The sequence below is a fragment of the Vibrio campbellii CAIM 519 = NBRC 15631 = ATCC 25920 genome, assembly GCF_002163755.1.
GTDB lineage: Bacteria > Pseudomonadota > Gammaproteobacteria > Enterobacterales > Vibrionaceae > Vibrio > Vibrio campbellii.
In genome coordinates this window covers 503,262-525,607 of record NZ_CP015864.1, presented here as the reverse complement: position 1 = coordinate 525,607, position 22,346 = coordinate 503,262, and the positions used below count along the sequence as shown (strand labels likewise).

Sequence of the window (22,346 nt, the reverse complement as noted above, 5' to 3'; positions counted from 1 at the left end):
AGAAAAGCCGCATAACGCGGCTTTTCTTTTACTTGTACTTGTCTTCGCACTTAAAAATTAGACTTTAAAGTATCTCAGTTGATCATGAAGAATCTCAGAGGTTGCCGCTAAGTGCTGGCTTTCCTCTGCAAGCATTTGCGACGCTTCTTTCACTTCATTTGCTGCTAGGTGAATGGTCGTGACATTTTGTGTCATCTCGTTCGCCACTAAGCCTTGCTGCTCTGACGCTGCGGCAATCTGAGCCACCATATCATTCGAACGTATCAACTCCTCAACCATGGTTTCTAATTGCGTTTGTGTAGATTCTGAAATGCCGACACTCAGCTCCACTTTTGCATTGCTGCGCTCCATCGCTTTAACTGTACGCTCTGTACGATCAATCAATGAATCGATGGTCTGTTGAACTTCGTCGGTCGATTGTTGTGTGCGACTCGCAAGGTTTCGTACCTCATCGGCAACAACGGCAAATCCACGGCCCTGCTCACCTGCACGTGCTGCTTCAATCGCTGCATTTAAAGCAAGCAAGTTTGTTTGCTCAGAAACTTCTCGAATCACACTCACAACCGCTCGGATTTCATTCACACCCGCTTGAAGTTCTGCGACCATCTGGTCCGCAGCGGCAATGTCTTGAGAAACCTCAGCAATGGTTTGTGAAGTTTGCTGCATCTCTTTCCCGCTTTGCTCAGCATGATTGGTTACAAGTGCCGTGCTGTGCGCAGTATTCTCTGCATTGTTGGCAACATCTGAAATGGTGGTACTCATTTCCGTCATGGCTGTTGAAAGTTGCTCTAATTGTGCATGCTGACTGTTTACACTGGTCGCAGCCTCTTCACTTGCTTGTGCAATGCTTTGTGCCATATTGGCAGACTGCTGCGCAGATTCGTGGGCCGCTAGTAAAGTCCCTTGTAGCTTTTCTAGCATACGGTCAATCTCGTTACTCATCTCACCCAGCTCATCTTTACGAGATGCATTTAGGCGCACAGTGAGATCACCATCGGCAATTTTGTGGGTGTTGCTAATCAGTCTTTGAAGAGGATCGATGATGTTACTTGAAATGATGTAACCAAGAGCCGCTAGCGCACCAATTAATACCGTAGCGATGATTACCTCTTTGATCGCTTCTTTATAAAAGGCTTCTTTAATATCGGCAACAAGGATGCCTGAACCAACGATCCATTGCCACTCAGGGTAGATTTGTACGTAGGAGACCTTATCTTTTAATTTCCCTTCTGGGCTTTTCCAGTGGTAATCCAAAAAGCCTGAGCGCGTGGTTTTGGCTATCTGAGCCATTTCACGCCAGTGGAACTTACCTGCACCATCTTTAAAGTTGCTCGCATCTGCACCGTTGAGGTCAGGTTTAGTCGGATGAAGCAAGACTTTGAGTTCAGGCGTCAGTACCCAGAAGTAGTTGTTGCTGTCATAGCGCAATGTTTGGATCGCATTCAGCGCTTGTTGTTTTGCATCCTCAACCCCCAACTCACTTCGCTGCTGGTAGTAATGGTCAATCAAGCTAATGGCAACTTCAACTTGTGCACTGAGTTTGCTCTCTCGTTCGCTTAACGAGTTTTTACGTTGTTCATTTAAGTTGTATACGCAAGCCGCAATCAGAAGGAATGCAGAGAAAATAACAAGCGCAAGCAGCTTGTTTCTAACGGACAGGTTACTAAGTTTCATAATTAAGCCATTTTTATTGTGTTTTCCAACTGGAAAGCAAAATCTACAAAACAACCAGATACTTATCCTGATGCATATCAATTTTTCTAATATTTGTTATCGCGAAGTATCTTACCTGCTTACGTGCTCACATTATTATGCGTTGCGGTTATTATGAAAGCAGCCAATATAGCTAAGCCCATCACTTATTACGTTTTTATTCACCTGTTGCTCATTGCTTAAATTACAACCTGTTAACGTCGATTATTGCACCATTTTGGACGCAATTAACTTAACCACCCGCGGATAAAAACATTCGATCAACACTGCGACAAACGCCGCGTAACACTTGTGCTTCGTAGCGTGAGTTATTCCCAATTATTGGACATTGCTGTTTCTTATAAAATGGAATGTGAACAAGGCTAAGTATTTTTTCCTTCAATACCGAAACAATAGAAGTCCCTGTTTCTAAAAAGGAAATTAAACATGTTGTATCTTGAGTTCCTATTTTTGCTCGTGATGCTGTATATCGGCTCACGGTATGGCGGCATTGGTCTTGGTGTCGTTTCTGGTATTGGTCTGGTGATTGAGGTTTTCATCTTCAAGATGCCTCCAACGTCTCCGCCAGTGACCGTAATGCTGATCATCCTCGCGGTGGTCACTTGTGCCTCCATTCTTGAAGCCGCAGGTGGCTTAAAATACATGTTGCAGGTGGCAGAACGCGCACTGCGTAAGAACCCCAAGCGCGTCACTCTTATTGCACCGTTCGTAACTTACTTTATGACTTTCCTACTTGGTACTGGTCACGCGGTTTACTCTATCATGCCAATCATTGGCGACGTTGCGCTGAAAAACGGCATTCGTCCCGAGCGCCCAATGGCTGCAGCATCGGTTGCCTCTCAAATCGCCATCACAGCATCCCCGATTTCGGCGGCAGTGATTTACTACCTAGCGCAGCTTTCAAACATTCAACACGAAATTACCCTGCTCTCGATTCTTCTTGTCACAGTTCCTGCGACCTTGTTCGGTACATTACTGATGTCTCTTTACAGCTTGAAACGCGGCAAAGAGCTTGAAGACGACGAAGAGTATCAAGAGCGTCTGGAAGATCCGGTTTGGCGCGACAAGATCTTAAACACAACGACAACCTCTTTGGATGAAGTACTGCCGTCTAGTGCTCGTAACTCTGTTCTGCTGTTCATCCTATCGATTCTTGTGATTGTCGTTATCGCGATGTGGCCAGAAGTCCGTACCATCGCTGAAGGCTCCAAGCCAATCAGTATGGCAGTTGTGATTCAAATGATGATGCTCTGCTTCGGCGGTATCATTTTGCTAGCGACTAAGACCGATCCTCGCGACGTACCAAATGGCGTGGTGTTCAAATCAGGTATGGTTGCAGCGATTGCGATCTTCGGTATTGCATGGATGTCAGATACCTACTTCCAATACGCAATGCCTCAGTTTAAGTCAGGTATCGTAGAGATGGTAACCAACTACCCTTGGACATTCGCACTAGCACTATTCATTGTGTCTGTTGTGGTGAACTCTCAAGCAGCGACAGCTCGTATGATGTTACCAGTCGGTTTAGGTCTAGGTTTGGAGCCTGCACTGCTTATCGGCTTGATGCCAGCGGTTTACGGCTACTTCTTTATTCCAAACTACCCTTCAGATATCGCGACTGTGAACTTCGATACCTCAGGTACTACTAAGATTGGCAAGTGGTACTTCAACCACTCATTCATGTCTGTGGGTTTAATCGGCGTGATTGGTGCGTGTTGTTTGGGTTACTTGTTAGGGCAAATGATCATTCCGTCATAACCTATTCATTTGACAGCATATGGGGCGAGTCATTGTACGTTTGCGTACAGCCTGAAGTGACTCGCCCTTTCTTCTTTCTCGAAGCTATACCGTGAGGAGAGATTAAAGAAGAAAGTCTTCATCGACAGCAACAAAATGGTCCGCGCAATCAATCAAGGTTTGGGAAGTTAACTTTGGTACCCCATACACAGTGACTTTCTTGTTGAAGCGTTGCTGAATGCGTTCCACCAACAGACTGAAATCACCGTCGCCAGACACCAAAATCACTTCATCCACTTCAGGGGCAATTTCAATCGCATCTAGCGTGATACCCACATCCCAGTCACCTTTAGCACTGCCGTCACGACGTTGAATATAAGGTTTAAGCATCACCTCAAAGCCAACACCACGCAAAATATGGTGGAACTGACGCTGTTTTGGGTCATTACTCGCAATTGCATAAGCTCGTGCACTCACCACTTCTTTCCCTTGTGTCGCAACATACCAAAACTGGTTGTAATCAAAATTACTGCGGTACGCTTCACGACAGGTGTAGTACACGTTTTGTACATCGACCAAGATTGCGATCTTTTGTTTGCTTTCAGAATTCATCTATTTAATACGCTTTATTTGTTTGTCGCATACCCTATGCCACTTTGCACCAAAGCACAATGAGCTAATTCCACTAAACTTACCGTATAACTTGGTATTCGCGTTACTAGGAGTGAAGCCATGAGTAATACAACCATTGCCCTGTTGCTTTCATGCCTCATATCGAGCCAGGTATTTGGCTATCCAGCGCATGCCCAATACTGGCCGCATCGTAGCGTGTTGTATTTTGCGCCTGCTAATGACGACCACGTTAAACAGTTTTTGCTTGAGGCCCTCATGAATGAATGTGAATTGGAAGATCGCGACGTGATCACTTTAGTGATTGCTGAGGACGGTTTTACTGAACCTTCATGGCTAAAAGAGGAGTTCGACTTAAAAATGTTGGCTGCTCTCTACGAAGTCAAAGCAGGTCAACACACTGCGATTCTTTTGGGTAAAGATGGCGAAGAGAAACACCGCTGGGGAGCGAAGACCGATTGGCAATTCATCAACAACCTTATCGATGAAATGCCAATGCGGAAAAGAGAGATGCAACAGAAACGCAATCCTTGCGCGATTTAGTATTAAACAAAAAGTCCGTTGTTATCGTCCAAACCAATCCAGTTTGTTGCGCAGCTGTGTCACACTTCCCACCACAATCAGTGCATGACTCACTGCTTGCTCTGTCTCGCTAGAAAGTTCGTTCAACTTACCTTGGAGCACTCGTTGTTCTGGGCGCGTTCCATTCTCAATGATCGTTGACATTAATTCGCCACACTTGGTTCGATTTAAACAGATAGCGCACTGCTACATTTTGAGTTTTGTAATCTGAAACACCCGATATCTCAATAAACAGAAGATCATCGATCGCTCAGAAGCTTTCTTTCGTCGATGGCATCATCAGGTTGGCGTAGTTGCGACCAGCTATCGAGCCAGACAAAAACGTTACTTGAGAAGATAAATGGGTTTTCGCTATGGTTGCGGCATGCTCAATACGCATGTCCCATTCACTTTGGAAACGCGTAAACGATAAACCTAAGATAATGGAAAGAACCAACACTAGAGGCGAAAAAAACAGCACCTGGTTAATCGTCAACCAGCCGAAGACTCGATTACTCACAATCAACTACTGTTTGTCTTTATAAACACCTAGAACGGGCTCAGCACATGTACCATTGATATAAATGTCCTGATATGTCGTGTGGCAGCTCTGACAAAATGAGGGCTCTAAGGATGAGTATGGCTAATATCTTTGCCTTGACGATCATAACTACCATAGATGGCCATGCCACCGATATGCTCGGTCACCCAAACGATCCCGTCAACTTCTGAAATAGCCACAGCCGTTGGACCGTCAGTATATGGGCCGTGAGTTTTGTATTGTTCGATTTTCTGAGGGTTTACGCGGATCGTGAGTGGTGATCCTTGACCATTATTGATCCAGCTATACGATCGAACGGATTCTTGAATAAACAATTAGGTTTCAGGTGGCAGAACAGTGTCTGCAGGTAGGTTTTGTGACTCTTTAACCACTGGCCAATCTTGCCACCCTTCTGGGTAACTCGCCATTGAGGCTGCGAAAGCAGTGAGTAATGAGGGTTCTTTCGAAATTACTCACGTAAATAGTAATCAAGCGTAACGATTTTGTGGGTTCTAAGAAGTGAGTTTTGTTGGGAATTTCCAATGGTCAAAGGTCTGAACTAAGGCTTCGGATTCAATTTACGGGGGAAAAGAAAGATAATGGAGGCGCCTCCCGGAATCGAACCGAGGTCCACGGATTTGCAATCCGCTGCATAGCCACTCTGCCAAGGCGCCATTTTGTTGTTTCTAAGATGAAACATTGAGGTTTTTGTTAGGGCTTACCCTTCCGATGGTCATTGTGAAAAATTCTATTTAAACTTGCTAGAAGCTAAATCAGCTTCAAATCATTTAAATAATCACACTATCCTAATCGCACATTCGATAATGAGATGCGATGGTACTCACTCTATCGAATGGAGGCGCCTCCCGGAGTCGAACCGAGGTCCACGGATTTGCAATCCGCTGCATAGCCACTCTGCCAAGGCGCCTTACCGAATTATTGTTCTCGATGAAGTAAGTTGCTCTTACTTCTATAAGTAGATGGTGACCCGGCCGGAATTGATGGTCCGACACTCGGCCGGTCAACTCGACGACGGGATATCATATCCACGCACTCAATTAGCGGATGGTGCCCCGGGCCGGACTTGAACCGGCACAACGCGAACGTCGAGGGATTTTAAATCCCTTGTGTCTACCAATTCCACCACCAGGGCAACGCAATCAATGCGATGGTAACACCACCTGCTCTAACGACCTTCGCCGTGAGAACGAGGCGTACTTTAACGGATTAAGATTCTAGGTCAACAACAAATTTTATATTTTTATTCATGCGGTTAAAAAGCAGACTTGCATGCACAATCTGCGATCATTTTGCGCAATTGATATACATACCAAATGGCTTACCTACTATTCACTGTGGTGCCTACACAAACAAAAACACTTCAAAATCCTCATACATTGAATGAATACTGGCGCAATAATCTGCTTTCATTGACTCTTGATAAAAATGCTTCGCGATCTTGTGTCCATTTCTCTTCGTCATTTATTTTTCATATTTCACGTCTAGAGTTTATGTTGATTAAAAAACAGAACGACAACGTGAAGCCTCTAAAACGATACCAATACGAACGCTACGCCGTACTCTGCAACCTTGCCTACCCCAGAGTCTTTAAACAGACCCGCTATGGGTTTGATCCTAATGGACAGCGGATCATTAAAAACGAGTTTGGCAAAACTATGATCCGTGTTTTATGGAGTAAAAAGCGCACAGAAGTCGTTGTTGTCATTAAGGGGTCGCACAGCATTAGCGATTGGCTTTTGAACTTTGCCATGTGGACTCGTAGCTGCAAGCGCCTTGGGCTTAACTATCGCATCCATGCAGGTTTCTACCATTTGCTATTTCAAGAAAGCCAACCTTCTCGAAATGAAGATCGTCTTGGTTTGAGCGTGATTGAGCGACTAGAAGCCACCGTCGTACCACTGATTCTACAAGGCAAACGAATCACAATTACTGGGCATTCATCGGGCGGCGCAATTGGCAGCGTGTTTGCCGACTATATCGAACGAAAGTACCCCAAAAGCATCAAGCGAGTCGTAACGTTTGGTCAGCCAGCAATTGGTGATTGGACATTCAAAAAGAGATACCAGTTAGGACACAAAACCTATCGTATTTGTTGTGATATCGACATTGTGACCTTTATGCCTCCGGTACCTTTTCTCTACTGGCATGTGGGTAAAATGCTTTGGCTTTATAACGGAAGAATTTATGAGAATACGCCAACATTAATGCGGCTTGGACGTTCTTTGGTGAGTTGGATGATCCGCCCTTTTTCTTATCACTTGATGAGTAAGTACATTCGAAACAAAGACTTCTTTGACGAGCGGTAGTCAATTGCTTCACTTAGTTTGGAAAAAGAAGCAGATACAAAAAGAGCCAGTATTAAACTGGCTCTTTCCTCTTGGTTCGGAATTACAAAGACGCAATTTCTTTATCAAGTTGGTATCTGTTGTCAGTAACGATGCGCTCTAATACTTCAACACGTTGTTTTAGGTCTTCTACTTGCTTGTTCAGACCATCTCGCTCTTCTTGACTCATCTGGTTGCGTTCAGAAATCTCTAACGCTCTTACTTCCTTACGATGATTAAGAATCAGCTTAACGATACCACCACCAAATATTGCACCGAATATAATCGCAATAGTTGCAACTTCCTGCATAGATTCCTTTCCTTAATCTGCCTGTTGATAATACTTAGCTATAAAGTTACGCATATGTTTTATGAATATCAAACAAGACATTGATTAAATTTGCACTATTTTCGAAATTAGTCACACCTATAATTCTGTGAGCCTGTTTATTTAACGCCGACCCAAACAGAAACCGAACCGCCGTTCACTGGGAACTGTGCCCATCCATTAGCATTCGTCCAAACTTCTTCAGTCCGAATACCTAACTTATCGACGTAACGCGTACTTGGTGAGCCTGTGTACATCCATTTTGTACCGCCAGGGCCATCACTCATGATAACCGCCATTGAGTTCGGGTGTTCTGCATCCCCTTCTCGCGTCCAACCAATCACATCCCAATGATCAAGGTAAGAGTGCTGCTTGCCATAAGCATAATCTTTACGGGCTTTCACCAATTTCTCAATATACGGCACTTTCACCATGTTGATGTCGTGCCCTTTATCACTGTATTGCGCGCCGTAGTAATCAGCATAAAAGACTGACGGATAGCCCTCTTCACGTAACAAGATAAACGCGTACGCGAGAGGCTTAAACCACCAATCGACTGGAGATTCTAGCGCTTGAAGAGGCTGCGTATCGTGGTTCTCAACCAGAGTCACTGCTTTCACTGGGTTGTCCTTCATCAAGGTACCATCCATGATACGACGCATGTCGAAGTTACCACCTGAGCGTGAAGCGTTATAGAAGTTCATGTGTAACGGTGCATCAAACAACGACATACTGCCAGACGTCTTGGTGATAAAGTTGTGCAGATTGTTAACGTCGTAGTTCCAGTACTCACCGACAGTAAACAACTCTTTGCCCGTTTTCTGTCGCAAGTAATCGACCCACTCTTGTAGGTACTGGTATTTGATGTGTTTCACCGCGTCCATCCGGAAGCCATCCACACCCGTCATGTTTAAGTACCACTCACCCCAATCTTTCAGCTCTTGCTTAACCTCTGGGTGGTCCATGTCTAAATCTGCGTACATGAGGTAGTCGTAGTTGCCTTTTTCAGAACTGACTTCCCAATCCCATGCTTTGCCATCGCCTTTGAATTTGAAGATCGCTTTTTCTTTACCTGCGTCATCCCAGTCAACGCCGTCAAAGTGATACCACGTCCAATGGAAATCTGAGTATTTGTCGTTACGCCCCGGAAAGCTAAATTCAACCCAAGCTTCAATCCATTTGTCGCCGAGTTCAATGTTCCGATTGTTCCAATCGACTCGCTTGGTGTCGACCCACGATTTACCATCCGCACCGCCACGGTGGTTAAACACCACATCACCATAAATTTGAATGTTGTTTGCGTGTGCCGCTTTGATGGCATCGAGGTATTGGTCTTTCGTACCGTATTTGGTTCGCACCGATCCTTTTTGATCAAACTCCCCCAAGTCATACATATCGTAAACGCCATATCCTACGTCGTTGCTGCCACCAGCACCTTTATAGGCAGGCGGTAGCCATAATGCGGTAAAGCCGTTGTCAGACAGTGCTGGCGCGTTGTTTTCAACTTGTGTCCAGAGTGCACCATCATTTGGCACATACCAATGGAAATACTGCATCATGGTTCCATTTTGAGCCGCCATTACCGGCGAACTGAGCAGCAAAGTTAAAGGTAAAAGTGTGGGTGTAAGGTTGAATGTTTTCATTATTTTTCTCTCACGTTTTAGAAGGAAGTTCGAGCTTAGAGAACCAACATGACAGGAAGAAAAGATCCAACTAACCGTCTGTTGTACAACAAAAAGTTCGGACTACAATCGTGGAGAAATTATCACCAATCACCCTCTACAATTATTGAGTTGTGTAACATTTATAAAACCAATAACTAATTGAACGAAATTATTGAAACACGATCAAATAATCAGGGAGGAGATAATAAGTAAACAGCAGAAAGAGGAAGTAAGGCGCGTCAATTCTGTTGCGCTAAAACGAAGAAAGCCCGTCATGATGACGAGCTTTCGAAAATAATGGAGGCGCCTCCCGGAGTCGAACCGAGGTCCACGGATTTGCAATCCGCTGCATAGCCACTCTGCCAAGGCGCCTCAACTGGAGCGACACACGAGGTTCGAACTCGTGACCTCAACCTTGGCAAGGTTGCGCTCTACCAACTGAGCTAGTGTCGCATATTTTGAGATGATGCCCCGAGCCGGAATTGATGGTCCGACACTCGGCCGGTCAACTCGGCGGCGGGATATTAAATTCACCCACTCAATTTTCGGATGGTGCCCCGGGCCGGACTTGAACCGGCACAACGCGAACGTCGAGGGATTTTAAATCCCTTGTGTCTACCAATTCCACCACCAGGGCAACGCAATAAATGCGATGGTAACACCATCTGTTCTAACGACCTTCGCCGTGAGAACGAGGTGTACTTTAACGGATTAAGATTTTAGGTCAACAAAAATTTATTCTTTTTGATTCAGATGGTTAAAAACACGACTGAACGTATGGGAGTTGAGCGATTCGATTAAAACTCAAACGACTACTACCACCATTTATTACTAAAAAGAGCCGCTGTTAAAGCGACTCTCCACATCATATTGACTTAATGCTTAAGCACAACAGTTACAATTGCGCTTATAGCGGTCCATTTTACCTATGCCTGGGTTAAAGGTGTTGGTTGGATCAAGTTGGTGATAGAACTTTTGTAGCGAGTTTTCCGCTTCGTACAAATGCCCTACGTTGTGTTCTGCTGGGTATTTCGCGCCGCGACTATTTAGGTGATCCAGCATCAACTTCTTCATTAACTTGGTGTCGGTGCCCTTTTTGAAAACATAGTCTTGATGGAATACATAACACATAAAGTGCCCGTAATAGAGGGACTTAACGAGGTTTTTACTTACTTCCTCAGGTAATGTTTCTAACCATTCTTCATCGTTACGTCGTAACGCAATATCGAGAGCAACAATGTCTTCCACTTCATTGCGGTGAATGGTTTCGTAACGAATGGCTGCACCTGCTGCTGCAAAACGGTGTAAATATGCTTTCTTACCCTCTTCTGGCGTACATTCGAAGAAGTCACTATCCTGTTCAGCCGCCCACACCTCTTTTAGGTATTTCTGCGCTTCGGCAATGCCGCCGTCACTCATTTTAAGTACAAGATGGTGCTCGTACTTATCACGGTATTCCAACATGCGCTTAGGAAGATGCTGCGGGAATAACTTACTTGCGTAGTACAAAATCGTATCTGGCAGATATTTACTGACCAACGGAACGCGCTCTAAGAAGTTTTCAACCTTAGCTTTAAGCGAGAACATCTTAGGTAGGTTGTCCGTGCCTAATAAATCGATGGAAAGGAACACATCTTTACCGTATTTCTCTGCCATATTGAAGATATCTCGGTGAAGGTACTCACCCATCTCTGGCAAGTTTTCGAATTGAGTAAGGAAGTCTTTTCTCAGCTTGGTCAGTTTATCTGGATTGTTAGTACCCAAGTAGAACACCTGCTCTTTCTCAGGGATTGGATAGCTATCGACGCGAACAGCGAACACGCCAAGCTTACCCGCACAACCGCTCGCCTCGTAAAGACGTCTTTCATCGGCATTAAAGCGCGATGGGATATCAGAAGTCACATCACGAACACGTTCGTCGTATTCTTTATCCGATGCCATACGTTCATCATGAACCACTTTATCTGGGTCGAAATTACCATCTTGGATGTTCTGTAAGATCTCTTCAGGCGTCGAGCCTAATCCTTCAATACCAAGGTGGTTAACAAGATTGAGCTTACCGTCTTTGTCCACCTGAGCGAATGTGGCTAACTCTGTATATGCCGGACCACGTTTAACCAAAGCGCCACCAGAGTTGTTTGCAATACCGCCCACGACGGTTGCGCCAAGAGAGGAAGAACCAATCACTGAATGCGGCGCGCGATTAACCGCTCGCAACTCTTTTTCTAATGAATGTAAGCTTGCTCCCGGAAGACAAACCGCTTGCTTACCGCCGTCTAACAGATAGATTTGCTTCATCTTGGTAATATTGATCACCACCACGTCGCGGTCGTAATCACTACCATTTGGCGCTGAGCCTTCGGTCAGCCCCGTCTTAGCCGCTTGCATGATGATGATGCAATTATTGTCTACACATTGTTGGATGACCTTCCACTGCTCTAGTAAAGTCTTAGGAAAAACCACCGCCAATGCCGTGCCACTTCCTGAGCGAAAACCGCTGCGGTAATACTTGGTTTTGATTTGATCGGTAAGGACATTTTCTTCCCCGACAATGGTGACAAACGCGTCGATGAGCTGCTTCTGTTTCATATCCGTATCTCTAGTTATTATGCCCAGCCAATATAAGTAGTCCGAATCTGAACGTCCATGCCACCAAAGTCCGATAACAACGTCCAGATAAAGTTAACCACATTAATTACCAACATATTCAATTACTTAAAATCATAAGAGCTATAAAATCAACAAAGAAATTTATCGTTTCCAAAAAGAAACAATAGCAAAGTACATTGTTAACAAATGTGCACGATATCGAAGAAAAAGAAAGTCAAAAGGCTCAACAAGGCCTTATATACCTAACCTTGAAAGAATATTCAGCCAAAACAAAACCACAACATGTGAATACCATGACGTTATAGAAGCGTTATATGGCTGTGACATTGTCGGTTAATGAAGAAAGTCGATAGATTGGAGAGTTTAAAATTTAGAGCGAATTCCTTTGATCAAAGAAGAATCATTACTTTGAGAAAAGTTGAGCCACTAGAATTGATGGCTACGACGTTGAAAGCATTGATACAGATGCTCGATAAAGATCTTAATCTTTTCTGGTTGCTGACGAGTGTATGGGTACACGGCATAAATGCCCAAACACTTAGCCGTTTCGTCTTTAAACAACTGAATCAGCTTACCTTGCTGCAAGTCTTCATAAACCAGCACCCGAGGCACATAAATGATACCTTGCCCTAGCAAAGCGACGTTGCGTAACGCAGATGAGTTATTGGTACATAGATTCCCATCCACCTTAACCTGATGCACCTCGTCATCACGCTTGAAAGCCCACTCACGAGCTCCTGTCTCTTGATAGGCGTAAACCAAGCAGTTGTGCTTAGTGAGATCGTCTGGCGTTTTTGGTTTGCCATGTTTAGCGACGTACCTAGGCGATGCACACACAATCCAGTTTGCATCGACGAGCTTGCGTGCTATCAGGCTTGAGTCAGGCAAAACCCCAGTACGAATGGCAAGGTCAAAACCTTCGTTGACGATGTCGGCAAACCGGTTGTCCAGCTCCATATCAATGTTGATATCTGGATAAGCTTGGTTGAATTCAGAAATAACGGTAGGAAGGATAAGTTCACCAGAGATGGTCGGAACGGTAATCTTGATGTTGCCGGATAGGCTCTTGCCTAAACCAACAATCGACTCCTCTGCGGTTGCGACGGCTTGGTAAACGCTGCGAGCATGCTCGAAGAAGGATTGCCCTGCTTCTGTCAGTTTAAGCGTGCGTGTGGTTCGATATAGCAGTTGAACACCTATCTCCTGCTCTAATTTGGCAATGCGCTTACTGACGACCGACTTAGTGAGTTCCATTTGTCTTGCAGCGGCGCTAAATGAACCCTGTTCAACCAAATGAAAGAAAATAATGTAGTCGTCGGTATTTCTCATGTGTCTTCACTGCTTCCCTGTCGAAGAAGACATTCTAAAGAGATTTCCAATAGATTGCCGCAAGAAAGTTCACACTTGGCTTTTAAAGGCTTCCTCAACGAGAAAGGCGAGCTGGTATGGCTCGCCCTTGTTGTCAGAATTAATCGGTGGTTCTAGTTAATCCATGATACTGATGTGTCATTGTTTAACCATCCCTCTTTTGCAGAGTTACCGTTTTGCTTCAGCTCAATTTTCCTTGTATTAGGCTGAAATGTGACAGACGTTTCATCAAAATTGAAATCATCTGACGACAACTTAAAACTGTATTCAGCCCACTGATTTGTTTCTCTGTATGAGATGGCAAGTTGATTGCCGTCATCGTTACTCTCGCACGTGAGAGATGGTTTATCAAAAACACTTATTATCAAAGAGCAATATATCTGGTTAGGTATCGAAACAAGCCCTATATTAGTGTAATGATCCCCTCGCAATTCAGATTGGTCCTCAAAAATATCTTTTAGGCCAAAGGCGAGGTAAGAATTTGATTCAATATGGAAGCTCACACCAGAATCGTAAATAGAATACACTCTGTCATACCCATGTTCCGTTTCGCCAACTGGGGCTGAAAGCTTGTTTCTTAAGTCGTCTATTGTCGAATTGTCAGGTAAACCTACAGCGGAAAAGAGTCTCTCCATTTCTTCATCATAAAAAGCAGAAACAAGTCGACTTGTATTTTCAACACGTTCGACATTAATGTCTCTATTATCTTTTAAGTTTAGAACTAAACTTTCAGAAGCAAATTTAGGGGTGTATGGAGTTTGAGGTTCCCCAAGCGGTGTAACAGTTGTACCGCCGGAGTCACCTCCACAGCCTGCTAAAGCAAATAGGGTGGTAAACATCAAAAGGGAATATGCATGAGCAGCATGTATTCTAAAGGTCACGTATTGTTTTCCTGTTGTCGTATCGATTGTAAGGAGCGTTCTCCCCGTGGCACATGGGAGAGGCTACAAAGCTACAGAGATGTTAATCAGCTGCAGCTCTTATTGACAAAAATGATAACAACAAAGATTGATATACAAAATACTATACACACTCAAGAAAAGATATCGCCTCACTAAACATCAGCAGAGCGAAGCCAAAAACTTCTTTGTATCATCGGGTTAAAGATAAACTAGCAACAGCGTATTAGTTTGTATGGTGAGGTAAACTTTTGTAAGGCCGTTCTTGAGGGCTATCTAAGATACTGAATATAGCGTATTCACACACCAAATGTCGGGCACAAAAAAAACCAGCTCTCGCTGGTCTATTGTTGATGCTCTCGCATCTGAATATCGCTATTGCCATATCCGACAATATGGAGGCGCCTCCCGGAGTCGAACCGAGGTCCACGGATTTGCAATCCGCTGCATAGCCACTCTGCCAAGGCGCCAAATTGTTTACGCTTAAAGGCTCTGCCCCGTTGCGTTGGTTGCTACTTTACGGATTCAGGAAATATAGTCAAACAAAAATCCAAAATTTCTGTTTGTTTGCTTTGTTTTAAACCAATCCGATGTTAATTCGACCTACACCGCCCAGATTTACTCACTTTGGTTAAGTCAAATCAAAACAGATAGACAAAAGAAAAGCGGCAATCGATGCCGCTTTAGTATCTTTATTCTCGCGATTAACCGTTGGCAACGCGTTTAAACAAGCGCCCCACTACATTTGGATGGTAAGACCAAGTGTGGTCAAACATCGACATTAAGGCTGGGTTGCCGTACTTCGACAAGCTAATGGCATGGAATCGGTTCTTCTTCGCTTTTAACGCATCGACTTTTGCGAGCAACTCATCTTGCTGTTTTGGCGCAATGAAGTCTGAAATCACAACCATGTCGGCGTTTTTATATTTGTCGCTGTTCATCAAATCGATGGATTTAATCAACGTTGGCTCCAAATCCGTGCCACCATGGAAGCTGTAAGTTAAAAAGTCGGCAGCTTCACGTAAGCCATCCTGACGCGTTAACTCGTAAGTAATGTGCTCAGTGGAGAAGATGATCACATAACAATCACGCTGTTCAGCCAGAGCGATTTGCATAAGTGCATAAGCCATAGCTTTTGCACATTGTTCTGGGAAGCCACTCATCGAGCCTGACGCATCAACACAAACGATAAACGGTCCTTTTTCAACGTCCACCGCTTTATGATCTGGTTTGTGCGCCTTCACTTTACGCAGTGTGCGAGACTTACCTTGCGTACGGTAATTCATCAAGCGTTTATCAACCAAATGCTTGTAGAACACGACTTCCAGCTCTGGGTACGCCAAAAACATGGTTTCGTTAGGTAGCAGTTTGTTGAGATCATCACTTTCATGAATACCGACGATATCGTCTGTCGCTTCGTCACTCTTTTCCTCAACCATTTGCAGCTCTTCTGCTGGTGCGCGGTTGAGGTCAGGATCATTCACTTGTCCCGCCATGCGACCAAGCTGTTCTGCGATATCTCGCAAGCCTTTGTGCTTTTTAAGGAACTCTGCGTGGCGCTTCATCACAGTTAAGTCTGTTTTGCTCAACTTAGCTGACGCCATGTCCCATAAGCGCCCTACGCTTTCTTCGTCACCAGCTTCCGTCACTTTGTCCATGTTGCGCATGGTTTCCATACGTTGATAAAGGTCGTTAAGGACTTTTTCTTTGTTCTCTTCAAGCTCAGAAACTTGTGCTTGTTTGATTGCTTCAGCAAGGCTTTGATACCACTGGTCACAGAAGTAATGAGGGAACATTGGATTGTTCACCCCTTTGTTCTTCTCCATCATACGACGCGCTTGCATGTAAAACGCTGAGTGCCATTCAAGCTTCTTGATTACGTCATCAATGCGTTCAAAGAACTCGTTCTCATCCCAATAAATGACTTCTTGGTAAAGTGCGAGTTCTTGTTGGAAACGTTCTGTCTCACAGACTTTCGTCATGCGCTTTTTCACGTTGCCACGCCATTTAAGTAGATGGTTTTTTACTGAGGATTTCATTCCTCGGTTTTCCGCCATCATCATGACTTGTGAACGCGCCATTAAATCGTTAACCGCACTATCAATGATGCCTGAATCTGCCACCATGAGCGCTAAGTTGAGTCCGTCTGCACCTAACATGTCGTCTCCTTAAGAGAAAAACTGATGTAAGTTTTTGAAGCGTTGAATGATCTTCTCGCTTTCACCTTGGATAGACTCAAGTCTCTGGCTAACCTGTTGCAGACTCGACTCCATTAGACGTGGTAACTCTGGATCCACGAAACTGTGCGGCAATGCGCCATGGAAGTTGGCTTTAACCTTTCGCATATGATGTTCAGCTTCGCTCAATTGGCTTACTGCTTTTTCGCTTTCTGCCAACCATTTTTGGTAAAGCTCAACGTCTAAACCTTGTTGGGTAACCAAGCTCACCAACACGCCTCGGTTAGCAATGTCACGGATCACTAGGTTGTTGGCTGCATCGACATCAAAACGCAGACGACACATATTGGTGTTTTGGTTCACGTAACCATACACATCGCCATGACCTTCTTTGATCACTCGGTCAAGCTCGTCTTTTGGTACGTATACCCAGCGACTGTCGCCCTTCTCTGATTCAGAAACCGACATGTTGCTTTGCAGAATAACCAGCTTAACCAGATTCACCGCCGCGCCTACTTTGTAAGTTTTCGCTTTGGATGTATCAAAGCTCATGGTTTCTTTGCGAAGCAGACCTGTTGCCGCTTCAGCGTTTAGTGTCATGCGATATTTGTCTTCAAGCTCATGCTGTACATCAACCAAAGATTCACGACAGTATTCGATCTCTTGCTCTGCTTCTTGTTGGTCGAAGGCATGCTTAAGAGCGAACTCTTGAATCACACCGCGAACGACATCGCGTGACTCAGGGCTATTCCATAAACAATCTTGCAATAGCAGAAGATCAAGTGGGTTGATTTCGTCACGCCCATTAAAGAACGCACTTGCTTTAAGCAGTTTCACCGCTTTTTTCCAACGGCGGTCAGACACGTACATGTCTGTTAATGATGCGTCGCCAAACTCAGACTCAACTTTGGTTTCCAACATGGTTTTTAGTTGAAAAAGCTTTTCGAATGCGTTGTCCGTCAGAGTGAGTTTGTCGAGTTGCTGCTGCCAGCGGTGGTATTCTTCGTCTGTGATCGCCAAGCCCTCTGGAACTTGCGCTTCTTGAGACGTACCCACTGTCAGCATGGATTTGAAATTCTGTTTGTCCTGAATGCGGTTTACGAACACGCGCACCAACATACGATCGTAAAGTGCGTCTAAACCGCTGTCTTCATCTGGTAGCTCGTTAGATGCAGAAACCAAAAGACGCATCGGTACACGTTCAATATCGCTGCCGTTTTTAAATGTCTTTTCGTTCACAACGGTCAACAACGTGTTCAGAATGGCAGGGCCTGCTTTCCAGATCTCGTCAAGGAAAACCACCTGCGCCGTTGGCAGGTAACCTTGGGTAAGACGGACATAACGACCATTATCTTTCAGCTCTTGAATGCTCAACGGACCAAACACTTCTTCTGGTGTTGAGAAGCGAGTCATTAAGTACTCAAAGTAACTACTGTTATCAAATGCTTGAATAAGACGTTTGGCGATTAAGCTTTTTGCGATCCCAGGAGGACCAAGAAGGAAGACGCTTTCGCCGGCAAGAGCGGCAAGAAGACAAAGTTTGATGGTGTGTTCGCGTTCGTAAACGCCTTCGGTCAGTGCTTTAGCCAGCTTGTTGATACGTTCTGAAAGAAGCGCCTTTTCTGCATTTGATGCGAAAGATGGTTGAATCATAAAAGCTCCGGCTGTTGAACTGAGGCTGTATATTTAATTTTATACATTTGTTATCACTTTGTTACAAGTGTATTTTTTATTGAACCTCGGTTATACCAGATGCTCCTCGCGCGCGTGCGCGGGTAACCATAGTTTTCATTTATGGGACATAACTCACTGAAAGTGCAGTTTTCATAAGAGTATGAAACCATTTTCTACTTTTGTTTCACGCGGTTTGTGGTTAATGTGCAAAACACGTCAACACGCGGTTACAGCTAGGATCCACAACTGCATGAGCAAAACAATTCATACATGGAAGCAGATCTCTCTGGTCGAAGAGGAAATCAAGCTACCAACTGGTCGGATGATCACACATACCACTATCCAACACCCCGGTGCTGCCGTTATCTTACCCATTACTTCAGATGGCAACATCGTTCTTGTTAATCAATTCCGCCCCTCTCTTAACAAATGGCTGCTTGAATTGCCTGCTGGCACACGTGAAGGAGATGAAGATCCTTTGCACTGCGCTCAAAGAGAGTTGGAAGAAGAAACAGGATACAGCGCCGAAAAGTTCACATCGCTTGGTCAAGTTACCCCTCTTGCTGGTTTCTGTGATGAAATCCAGTACTTGTTTGTTGCTGAGCAACTGAACAGGACCAATCGATACGAGTGTGACGACGATGAAGTCATTGAAGTGGTGACATTGTCACGAGAAGAACTCGAACAACAGATTATTCAAGGCATGATTACTGATGCCAAAACTATCGCTTGCCTAAGCAAAGCTCGTCTTTGCGGTTATATTTAGGTCTTTTCGACCGAGGAGAGAATTATGGACTTTCGATCAGATACCGTTACACAACCTACCCAAGCAATGCGTGAAGCAATGTTTACCGCTCCTGTCGGCGATGATGTGTACGGTGATGACCCAACCGTTAACGAGTTAGAACATTTTGCTGCTGAGCTTGCGGGCTTTGAAGCGGCAATGTTCACAACCTCTGGCACACAAGCAAACTTACTTGGCTTAATGGCGCATTGTGAGCGCGGTGACGAATACCTATGTGGTCAGCAAGCACATAACTACAAGTACGAAGCTGGCGGTGCGGCGGTACTGGGCTCTATCCAACCTCAACCGATTGAAAACAACCCAGACGGTACTTTGCCATTCGATAAGCTAGAAGCTGCAATCAAGCCAGATGACGCGCACTTTGCACGCACTCGCCTACTTAGTCTAGAAAACACCATCAACGGTAAAGTGATTCCTCTTTCCTACCTTGCAGAGGCCCGTGAGTTTGTGAACAAACATAACTTGCAGATGCACCTAGATGGCGCTCGCGTATTCAACGCAGCCGTTGCGCTTGATGTTCCGGTGAAAGAGATTGGTCAGTACTTTGATTCAATGACCATCTGTCTGTCGAAAGGTCTGGCTGCCCCTGTTGGTTCACTGCTGCTTGGTAGTAAAGAGTACATCGCAAAAGCTCGTCGCCTAAGAAAGATGGTCGGCGGTGGTATGCGCCAAGCGGGTATCCTTGCAGCAGCTGGCAAACTAGCCCTTACCGAGCAAGTGGAACAACTAAAACAAGACCACATCAATGCAAAGACATTAGCGGAAGGTTTAGCGGAATTGCCTGGTTTCTCTGTTAATCCAGAATTTGTTCAAACCAACATCGTCTTTGCCAAGCTTGATCCACAAGTGGATATCGCTGGTATTGCAGAAAAGATGAAAGAGCAAGGCATCACGATTACTCCAGGAAACCCAATCCGTTTCGTGACGCATAAAGATATTTCGGCACAAGACATCGATACTTTCCTATCTAGCCTTAAATCTCTGCTTTAACTTGATTTTGATCATTGAGCTTCCCCTAAGGGGAAGCTTTATTCTATCTCGAAACCAATATTTTAAATTCGAGAACTATCCATGCTTAGATACGTGCTTCTAGCGTCTCTTATTCTCTCTTCCTCTGTTGTGGCGAAACCTTTTGGTGACGTTGATAAAGGCAAACTTAAATCACCAAGCTGTGTCTATTGTCATGGCTCAAACGGCATAACGACAAACGACGCTTACCCTAACCTAGCCGGTCAGAATGCTCAGTACCTGTATGATTCTATGAAAGCCTATCAAGATGGGCTTCGCTTAAGCCCTATGGCTGAGATGATGGCAGCCCAATTACGCATGTTGAATGATGAAGATTTACGCGATGTTGCCGTGTTTTATTCAGAACAAACACCTCATGCAGAAAGGTGAATAATTATGGGACTTGTGAATAGCCACAAGTCCTAACTCTATTTTCATTCGCACAACATCCAACCCAAATAATTAACCAATAAATTATTGATAATCAACCCAACCCTCTTCAGATCAAATTATTGATGAATTTATAGTTCACCAACTCAGTTAATATTGACTTTTTATTCTATTTTATCGATATTTCATGCTTTCTATTATTCGACGTGAAATAGGTTATGTCTCACACACAAGCTCAGCCATCGGAATCGGCGGCGACCCCTAAATCATGGCAGATGCCTGATACCCTCATTTTGATCTTCATTGTTGGTATTCTTGCTGCGATTCTTACCTACTTAATTCCTGCTGGTCATTTCGATAGCCAACAGGTGGCCTACATGGTCGACGGTGCAGAAAAAACTCGCACAGTTATCGATCCATCTTCTTTCTCTTATGCAACCGACGAAAATGGTGAATTGGTTTACAACAAGGTTGGACTGTTCGCTTCAGGTGGTGGCATTGGTCTAATGAACTTCCCATTCGAAGGTCTGGTTTCAGGCTCTAAATGGGGCAGCGCGATTGGCGTTATCATGTTCATGCTGGTTATCGGTGGTGCATTTGGCGTGGTAATGCGCACAGGCACAATTGACAACGGTATCCTTCGCCTTATCGATAAGACCAAAGGTAACGAAGCACTATTCATTCCAGTTCTGTTCTTGCTGTTCTCTTTGGGCGGCGCAGTATTTGGTATGGGTGAAGAAGCCGTAGCATTTGCGATTATCATCGCGCCACTAATGGTTCGCCTTGGTTACGATGGTATCACTACAGTAATGGTGACCTACGTTGCGACTCAAATTGGTTTCGCAACGTCTTGGATGAACCCATTCTCGGTAGCGATCGCACAAGGCATCGCTGGTATTCCGGTTCTGTCTGGTATGACTATGCGTATGGGTCTTTGGGCTGCGTTTACCGCGATTGGTATTGCTTTCACTATGATCTATGCTGCGCGTATCAAAGCAAACCCTGAGCTTTCTTACAGCCGCCGTACTGACAAATACTTCCGCCAGCAAGAGCTTGGTGATCACGACTCTCGTTGGAACCTAGGTGATACGATGGTTATCCTTACGGTTATCGCAACCACAGTATGGGTCGTATGGGGCGTAGTGGCTAACGCATGGTACATCCCGGAAATCGCGTCTCAATTCTTCACTATGGGCTTTGTCGTTGCGATCATCGGTACGATCTTCCGTCTAAACGACATGACGCTAAACTGCGCGGCTGACGCATTTAAAGAAGGCGCAGCAATCATGCTTGCTCCTGCTCTATTGGTTGGTTGTGCGAAAGGTGTATTGCTTATCCTAGGTGGCGGTACTACTGATGAAGCGAGCGTACTGAACTCGATCCTGAACAGCGCTGGCGGCGTGATCAGCGGTCTTCCAGATGTTGCTGCGGCTTGGTTGATGTATGTTTTCCAATCTATCTTCAACTTCTTCGTGACTTCAGGTTCTGGTCAAGCAGCGCTGACAATGCCTCTATTGTCTCCTCTTGCAGACATCGCTGGCGTTACACGTCAGGTTGCGGTTCTAGCATTCCAGCTTGGTGACGGTTTCACTAACGTTATCGTTCCTACTTCAGCGTCTCTAATGGCAACACTGGGAGTGTGTCGTATCGACTGGGGTGACTGGGCGAAATTCTGCTGGCGCTTTATGCTATTACTCTTTACCCTATCGAGCATTGTCGTCGTCGCAGCTCACTTGATGGGTTTTGCGTAAACTGATTACTAATATCCCCAAGTAACTTAAACGCGAAAGCGGAGCTTGGGTATAAAGAATAAGGCGAGACAAGGTTCTCGCCTTTTTTAATTTAAGCCGTATGGCAAACAAGCATCGAAGTAAGATGTTTTGGAGTGACAACTTT

At 44.8% G+C, this 22,346-nt stretch carries 17 protein-coding genes, 7 tRNA genes and 2 pseudogenes; 7 read left to right on the top strand and 19 right to left on the bottom strand.

Annotated elements, in window-relative coordinates; genetic code table 11:
* Positions 1–57: 57 nt before the first annotated feature.
* Positions 58–1,674: a methyl-accepting chemotaxis protein gene (locus tag A8140_RS18130; RefSeq protein WP_005532139.1), complete on the bottom strand. Its 1,617-nt coding sequence runs from the start codon at positions 1,672–1,674 to the stop codon at positions 58–60.
* Positions 1,675–2,139: 465 nt separating this feature from the next.
* Here A8140_RS18130 and A8140_RS18125 point away from each other — a divergent pair, with 465 nt between their 5' ends.
* Positions 2,140–3,471 (top strand): anaerobic C4-dicarboxylate transporter, encoded by a 1,332-nt coding sequence (locus A8140_RS18125; RefSeq protein ID WP_005532136.1) that lies wholly within the window; start codon positions 2,140–2,142, stop codon positions 3,469–3,471.
* A 102-nt stretch (positions 3,472–3,573) separates the two neighbouring features.
* Here A8140_RS18125 and A8140_RS18120 read toward each other — a convergent pair whose 3' ends face one another.
* On the bottom strand, positions 3,574–4,062 hold the full coding sequence (locus A8140_RS18120) for a LabA-like NYN domain-containing protein (protein ID WP_005532134.1): 489 nt from the start codon (positions 4,060–4,062) through the stop codon (positions 3,574–3,576).
* A 120-nt stretch (positions 4,063–4,182) separates the two neighbouring features.
* Between A8140_RS18120 and A8140_RS18115 the strand changes: the two genes are divergently transcribed.
* Entirely contained in the window at positions 4,183–4,623 is a 441-nt protein-coding gene (locus A8140_RS18115; RefSeq protein WP_005532132.1) for a DUF4174 domain-containing protein, read from the top strand.
* A 21-nt stretch (positions 4,624–4,644) separates the two neighbouring features.
* Here A8140_RS18115 and A8140_RS18110 read toward each other — a convergent pair.
* The 6 genes and pseudogenes from A8140_RS18110 to A8140_RS18085 form a co-directional block, all read right to left on the bottom strand.
* Positions 4,645–4,812: pseudogene (locus tag A8140_RS18110) on the bottom strand (uroporphyrinogen-III C-methyltransferase); the annotation flags it as partial.
* A 100-nt stretch (positions 4,813–4,912) separates the two neighbouring features.
* The gene (locus A8140_RS25690) at positions 4,913–5,161 is read right to left on the bottom strand and encodes a hypothetical protein (protein WP_086015955.1); all 249 of its coding nucleotides are present in this window, start codon (positions 5,159–5,161) and stop codon (positions 4,913–4,915) included.
* A 6-nt stretch (positions 5,162–5,167) separates the two neighbouring features.
* Positions 5,168–5,610, bottom strand: a pseudogene (locus tag A8140_RS18100) (hypothetical protein).
* Positions 5,611–5,782: 172 nt separating this feature from the next.
* Positions 5,783–5,856: transfer RNA gene (locus A8140_RS18095), tRNA-Cys, on the bottom strand.
* Positions 5,857–6,036: 180 nt separating this feature from the next.
* Positions 6,037–6,110 (bottom strand) — tRNA-Cys (locus A8140_RS18090).
* A gap of 138 nt (positions 6,111–6,248) precedes the next feature.
* Positions 6,249–6,335 (bottom strand) — tRNA-Leu (locus tag A8140_RS18085).
* Positions 6,336–6,720: 385 nt separating this feature from the next.
* Between A8140_RS18085 and A8140_RS18080 the strand changes: the two genes are divergently transcribed.
* Positions 6,721–7,509 carry a lipase family protein gene (locus A8140_RS18080; protein WP_005532123.1) on the top strand — a complete coding sequence of 263 codons (789 nt, stop codon included), beginning with the start codon at positions 6,721–6,723 and terminating at the stop codon, positions 7,507–7,509.
* A gap of 82 nt (positions 7,510–7,591) precedes the next feature.
* Here A8140_RS18080 and A8140_RS18075 read toward each other — a convergent pair whose 3' ends face one another.
* From A8140_RS18075 to A8140_RS18025, 11 genes are all read right to left on the bottom strand, one after another.
* Positions 7,592–7,837 carry a hypothetical protein gene (locus A8140_RS18075; RefSeq protein ID WP_005532120.1) on the bottom strand — a complete coding sequence of 82 codons (246 nt, stop codon included), beginning with the start codon at positions 7,835–7,837 and terminating at the stop codon, positions 7,592–7,594.
* 137 nt (positions 7,838–7,974) lie between these two features.
* A complete protein-coding gene (amyS, locus tag A8140_RS18070) occupies positions 7,975–9,498 on the bottom strand; it encodes an alpha-amylase (RefSeq protein ID WP_033000179.1) in 1,524 nt (507 codons plus the stop codon).
* A gap of 319 nt (positions 9,499–9,817) precedes the next feature.
* A tRNA-Cys gene (locus A8140_RS18065) sits at positions 9,818–9,891 on the bottom strand.
* 5 nt (positions 9,892–9,896) lie between these two features.
* Positions 9,897–9,972 (bottom strand) — tRNA-Gly (locus tag A8140_RS18060).
* 97 nt (positions 9,973–10,069) lie between these two features.
* Positions 10,070–10,156: transfer RNA gene (locus A8140_RS18055), tRNA-Leu, on the bottom strand.
* Between the two features lie 245 nt (positions 10,157–10,401).
* Entirely contained in the window at positions 10,402–12,108 is a 1,707-nt protein-coding gene (dld, locus tag A8140_RS18050) for a D-lactate dehydrogenase (protein ID WP_005532117.1), read from the bottom strand.
* Positions 12,109–12,555: 447 nt separating this feature from the next.
* On the bottom strand, positions 12,556–13,458 hold the full coding sequence (locus A8140_RS18045) for a LysR family transcriptional regulator (RefSeq protein WP_005532115.1): 903 nt from the start codon (positions 13,456–13,458) through the stop codon (positions 12,556–12,558).
* A 152-nt stretch (positions 13,459–13,610) separates the two neighbouring features.
* Entirely contained in the window at positions 13,611–14,378 is a 768-nt protein-coding gene (locus tag A8140_RS18040) for a hypothetical protein (protein ID WP_005532112.1), read from the bottom strand.
* A gap of 414 nt (positions 14,379–14,792) precedes the next feature.
* Positions 14,793–14,866 (bottom strand) — tRNA-Cys (locus A8140_RS18035).
* 234 nt (positions 14,867–15,100) lie between these two features.
* Positions 15,101–16,555 carry an ATPase RavA stimulator ViaA gene (viaA, locus tag A8140_RS18030; RefSeq protein WP_005532110.1) on the bottom strand — a complete coding sequence of 485 codons (1,455 nt, stop codon included), beginning with the start codon at positions 16,553–16,555 and terminating at the stop codon, positions 15,101–15,103.
* 9 nt (positions 16,556–16,564) lie between these two features.
* Positions 16,565–18,226, bottom strand: coding sequence for an ATPase RavA domain-containing protein (locus tag A8140_RS18025; protein ID WP_005532109.1), 1,662 nt, complete (start codon positions 18,224–18,226; stop codon positions 16,565–16,567).
* A 271-nt stretch (positions 18,227–18,497) separates the two neighbouring features.
* Here A8140_RS18025 and A8140_RS18020 point away from each other — a divergent pair, with 271 nt between their 5' ends.
* From A8140_RS18020 to yfcC, 4 genes are all read left to right on the top strand, one after another.
* Positions 18,498–19,013 (top strand): NUDIX hydrolase, encoded by a 516-nt coding sequence (locus A8140_RS18020; RefSeq protein WP_005532107.1) that lies wholly within the window; start codon positions 18,498–18,500, stop codon positions 19,011–19,013.
* A gap of 24 nt (positions 19,014–19,037) precedes the next feature.
* Positions 19,038–20,042, top strand: a complete 1,005-nt coding sequence (gene ltaE, locus A8140_RS18015; RefSeq protein ID WP_005532104.1) for a low-specificity L-threonine aldolase — start codon at positions 19,038–19,040, stop codon at positions 20,040–20,042.
* Between the two features lie 81 nt (positions 20,043–20,123).
* Positions 20,124–20,450 carry a c-type cytochrome gene (locus A8140_RS18010; RefSeq protein WP_005532103.1) on the top strand — a complete coding sequence of 109 codons (327 nt, stop codon included), beginning with the start codon at positions 20,124–20,126 and terminating at the stop codon, positions 20,448–20,450.
* A gap of 218 nt (positions 20,451–20,668) precedes the next feature.
* Entirely contained in the window at positions 20,669–22,201 is a 1,533-nt protein-coding gene (gene yfcC / locus A8140_RS18005; RefSeq protein WP_080619524.1) for a putative basic amino acid antiporter YfcC, read from the top strand.
* The last annotated feature ends 145 nt before the right edge of the window (positions 22,202–22,346 follow it).

Coding starts and splice junctions, on each gene's coding strand:
- A8140_RS18130 (WP_005532139.1), bottom strand. CDS start 1,674: ATGAAACTTAGTAACCTGTCCGTTAGAAACAAGCTGCTTGCGCTTGTT.
- A8140_RS18125 (WP_005532136.1), top strand. CDS start 2,140: ATGTTGTATCTTGAGTTCCTATTTTTGCTCGTGATGCTGTATATCGGC.
- A8140_RS18120 (WP_005532134.1), bottom strand. CDS start 4,062: ATGAATTCTGAAAGCAAACAAAAGATCGCAATCTTGGTCGATGTACAA.
- A8140_RS18115 (WP_005532132.1), top strand. CDS start 4,183: ATGAGTAATACAACCATTGCCCTGTTGCTTTCATGCCTCATATCGAGC.
- A8140_RS18075 (WP_005532120.1), bottom strand. CDS start 7,837: ATGCAGGAAGTTGCAACTATTGCGATTATATTCGGTGCAATATTTGGT.
- amyS (WP_033000179.1), bottom strand. CDS start 9,498: ATGAAAACATTCAACCTTACACCCACACTTTTACCTTTAACTTTGCTG.
- dld (WP_005532117.1), bottom strand. CDS start 12,108: ATGAAACAGAAGCAGCTCATCGACGCGTTTGTCACCATTGTCGGGGAA.
- A8140_RS18045 (WP_005532115.1), bottom strand. CDS start 13,458: ATGAGAAATACCGACGACTACATTATTTTCTTTCATTTGGTTGAACAG.
- viaA (WP_005532110.1), bottom strand. CDS start 16,555: ATGTTAGGTGCAGACGGACTCAACTTAGCGCTCATGGTGGCAGATTCA.
- A8140_RS18025 (WP_005532109.1), bottom strand. CDS start 18,226: ATGATTCAACCATCTTTCGCATCAAATGCAGAAAAGGCGCTTCTTTCA.
- A8140_RS18020 (WP_005532107.1), top strand. CDS start 18,498: ATGAGCAAAACAATTCATACATGGAAGCAGATCTCTCTGGTCGAAGAG.
- ltaE (WP_005532104.1), top strand. CDS start 19,038: ATGGACTTTCGATCAGATACCGTTACACAACCTACCCAAGCAATGCGT.
- A8140_RS18010 (WP_005532103.1), top strand. CDS start 20,124: ATGCTTAGATACGTGCTTCTAGCGTCTCTTATTCTCTCTTCCTCTGTT.
- yfcC (WP_080619524.1), top strand. CDS start 20,669: ATGTCTCACACACAAGCTCAGCCATCGGAATCGGCGGCGACCCCTAAA.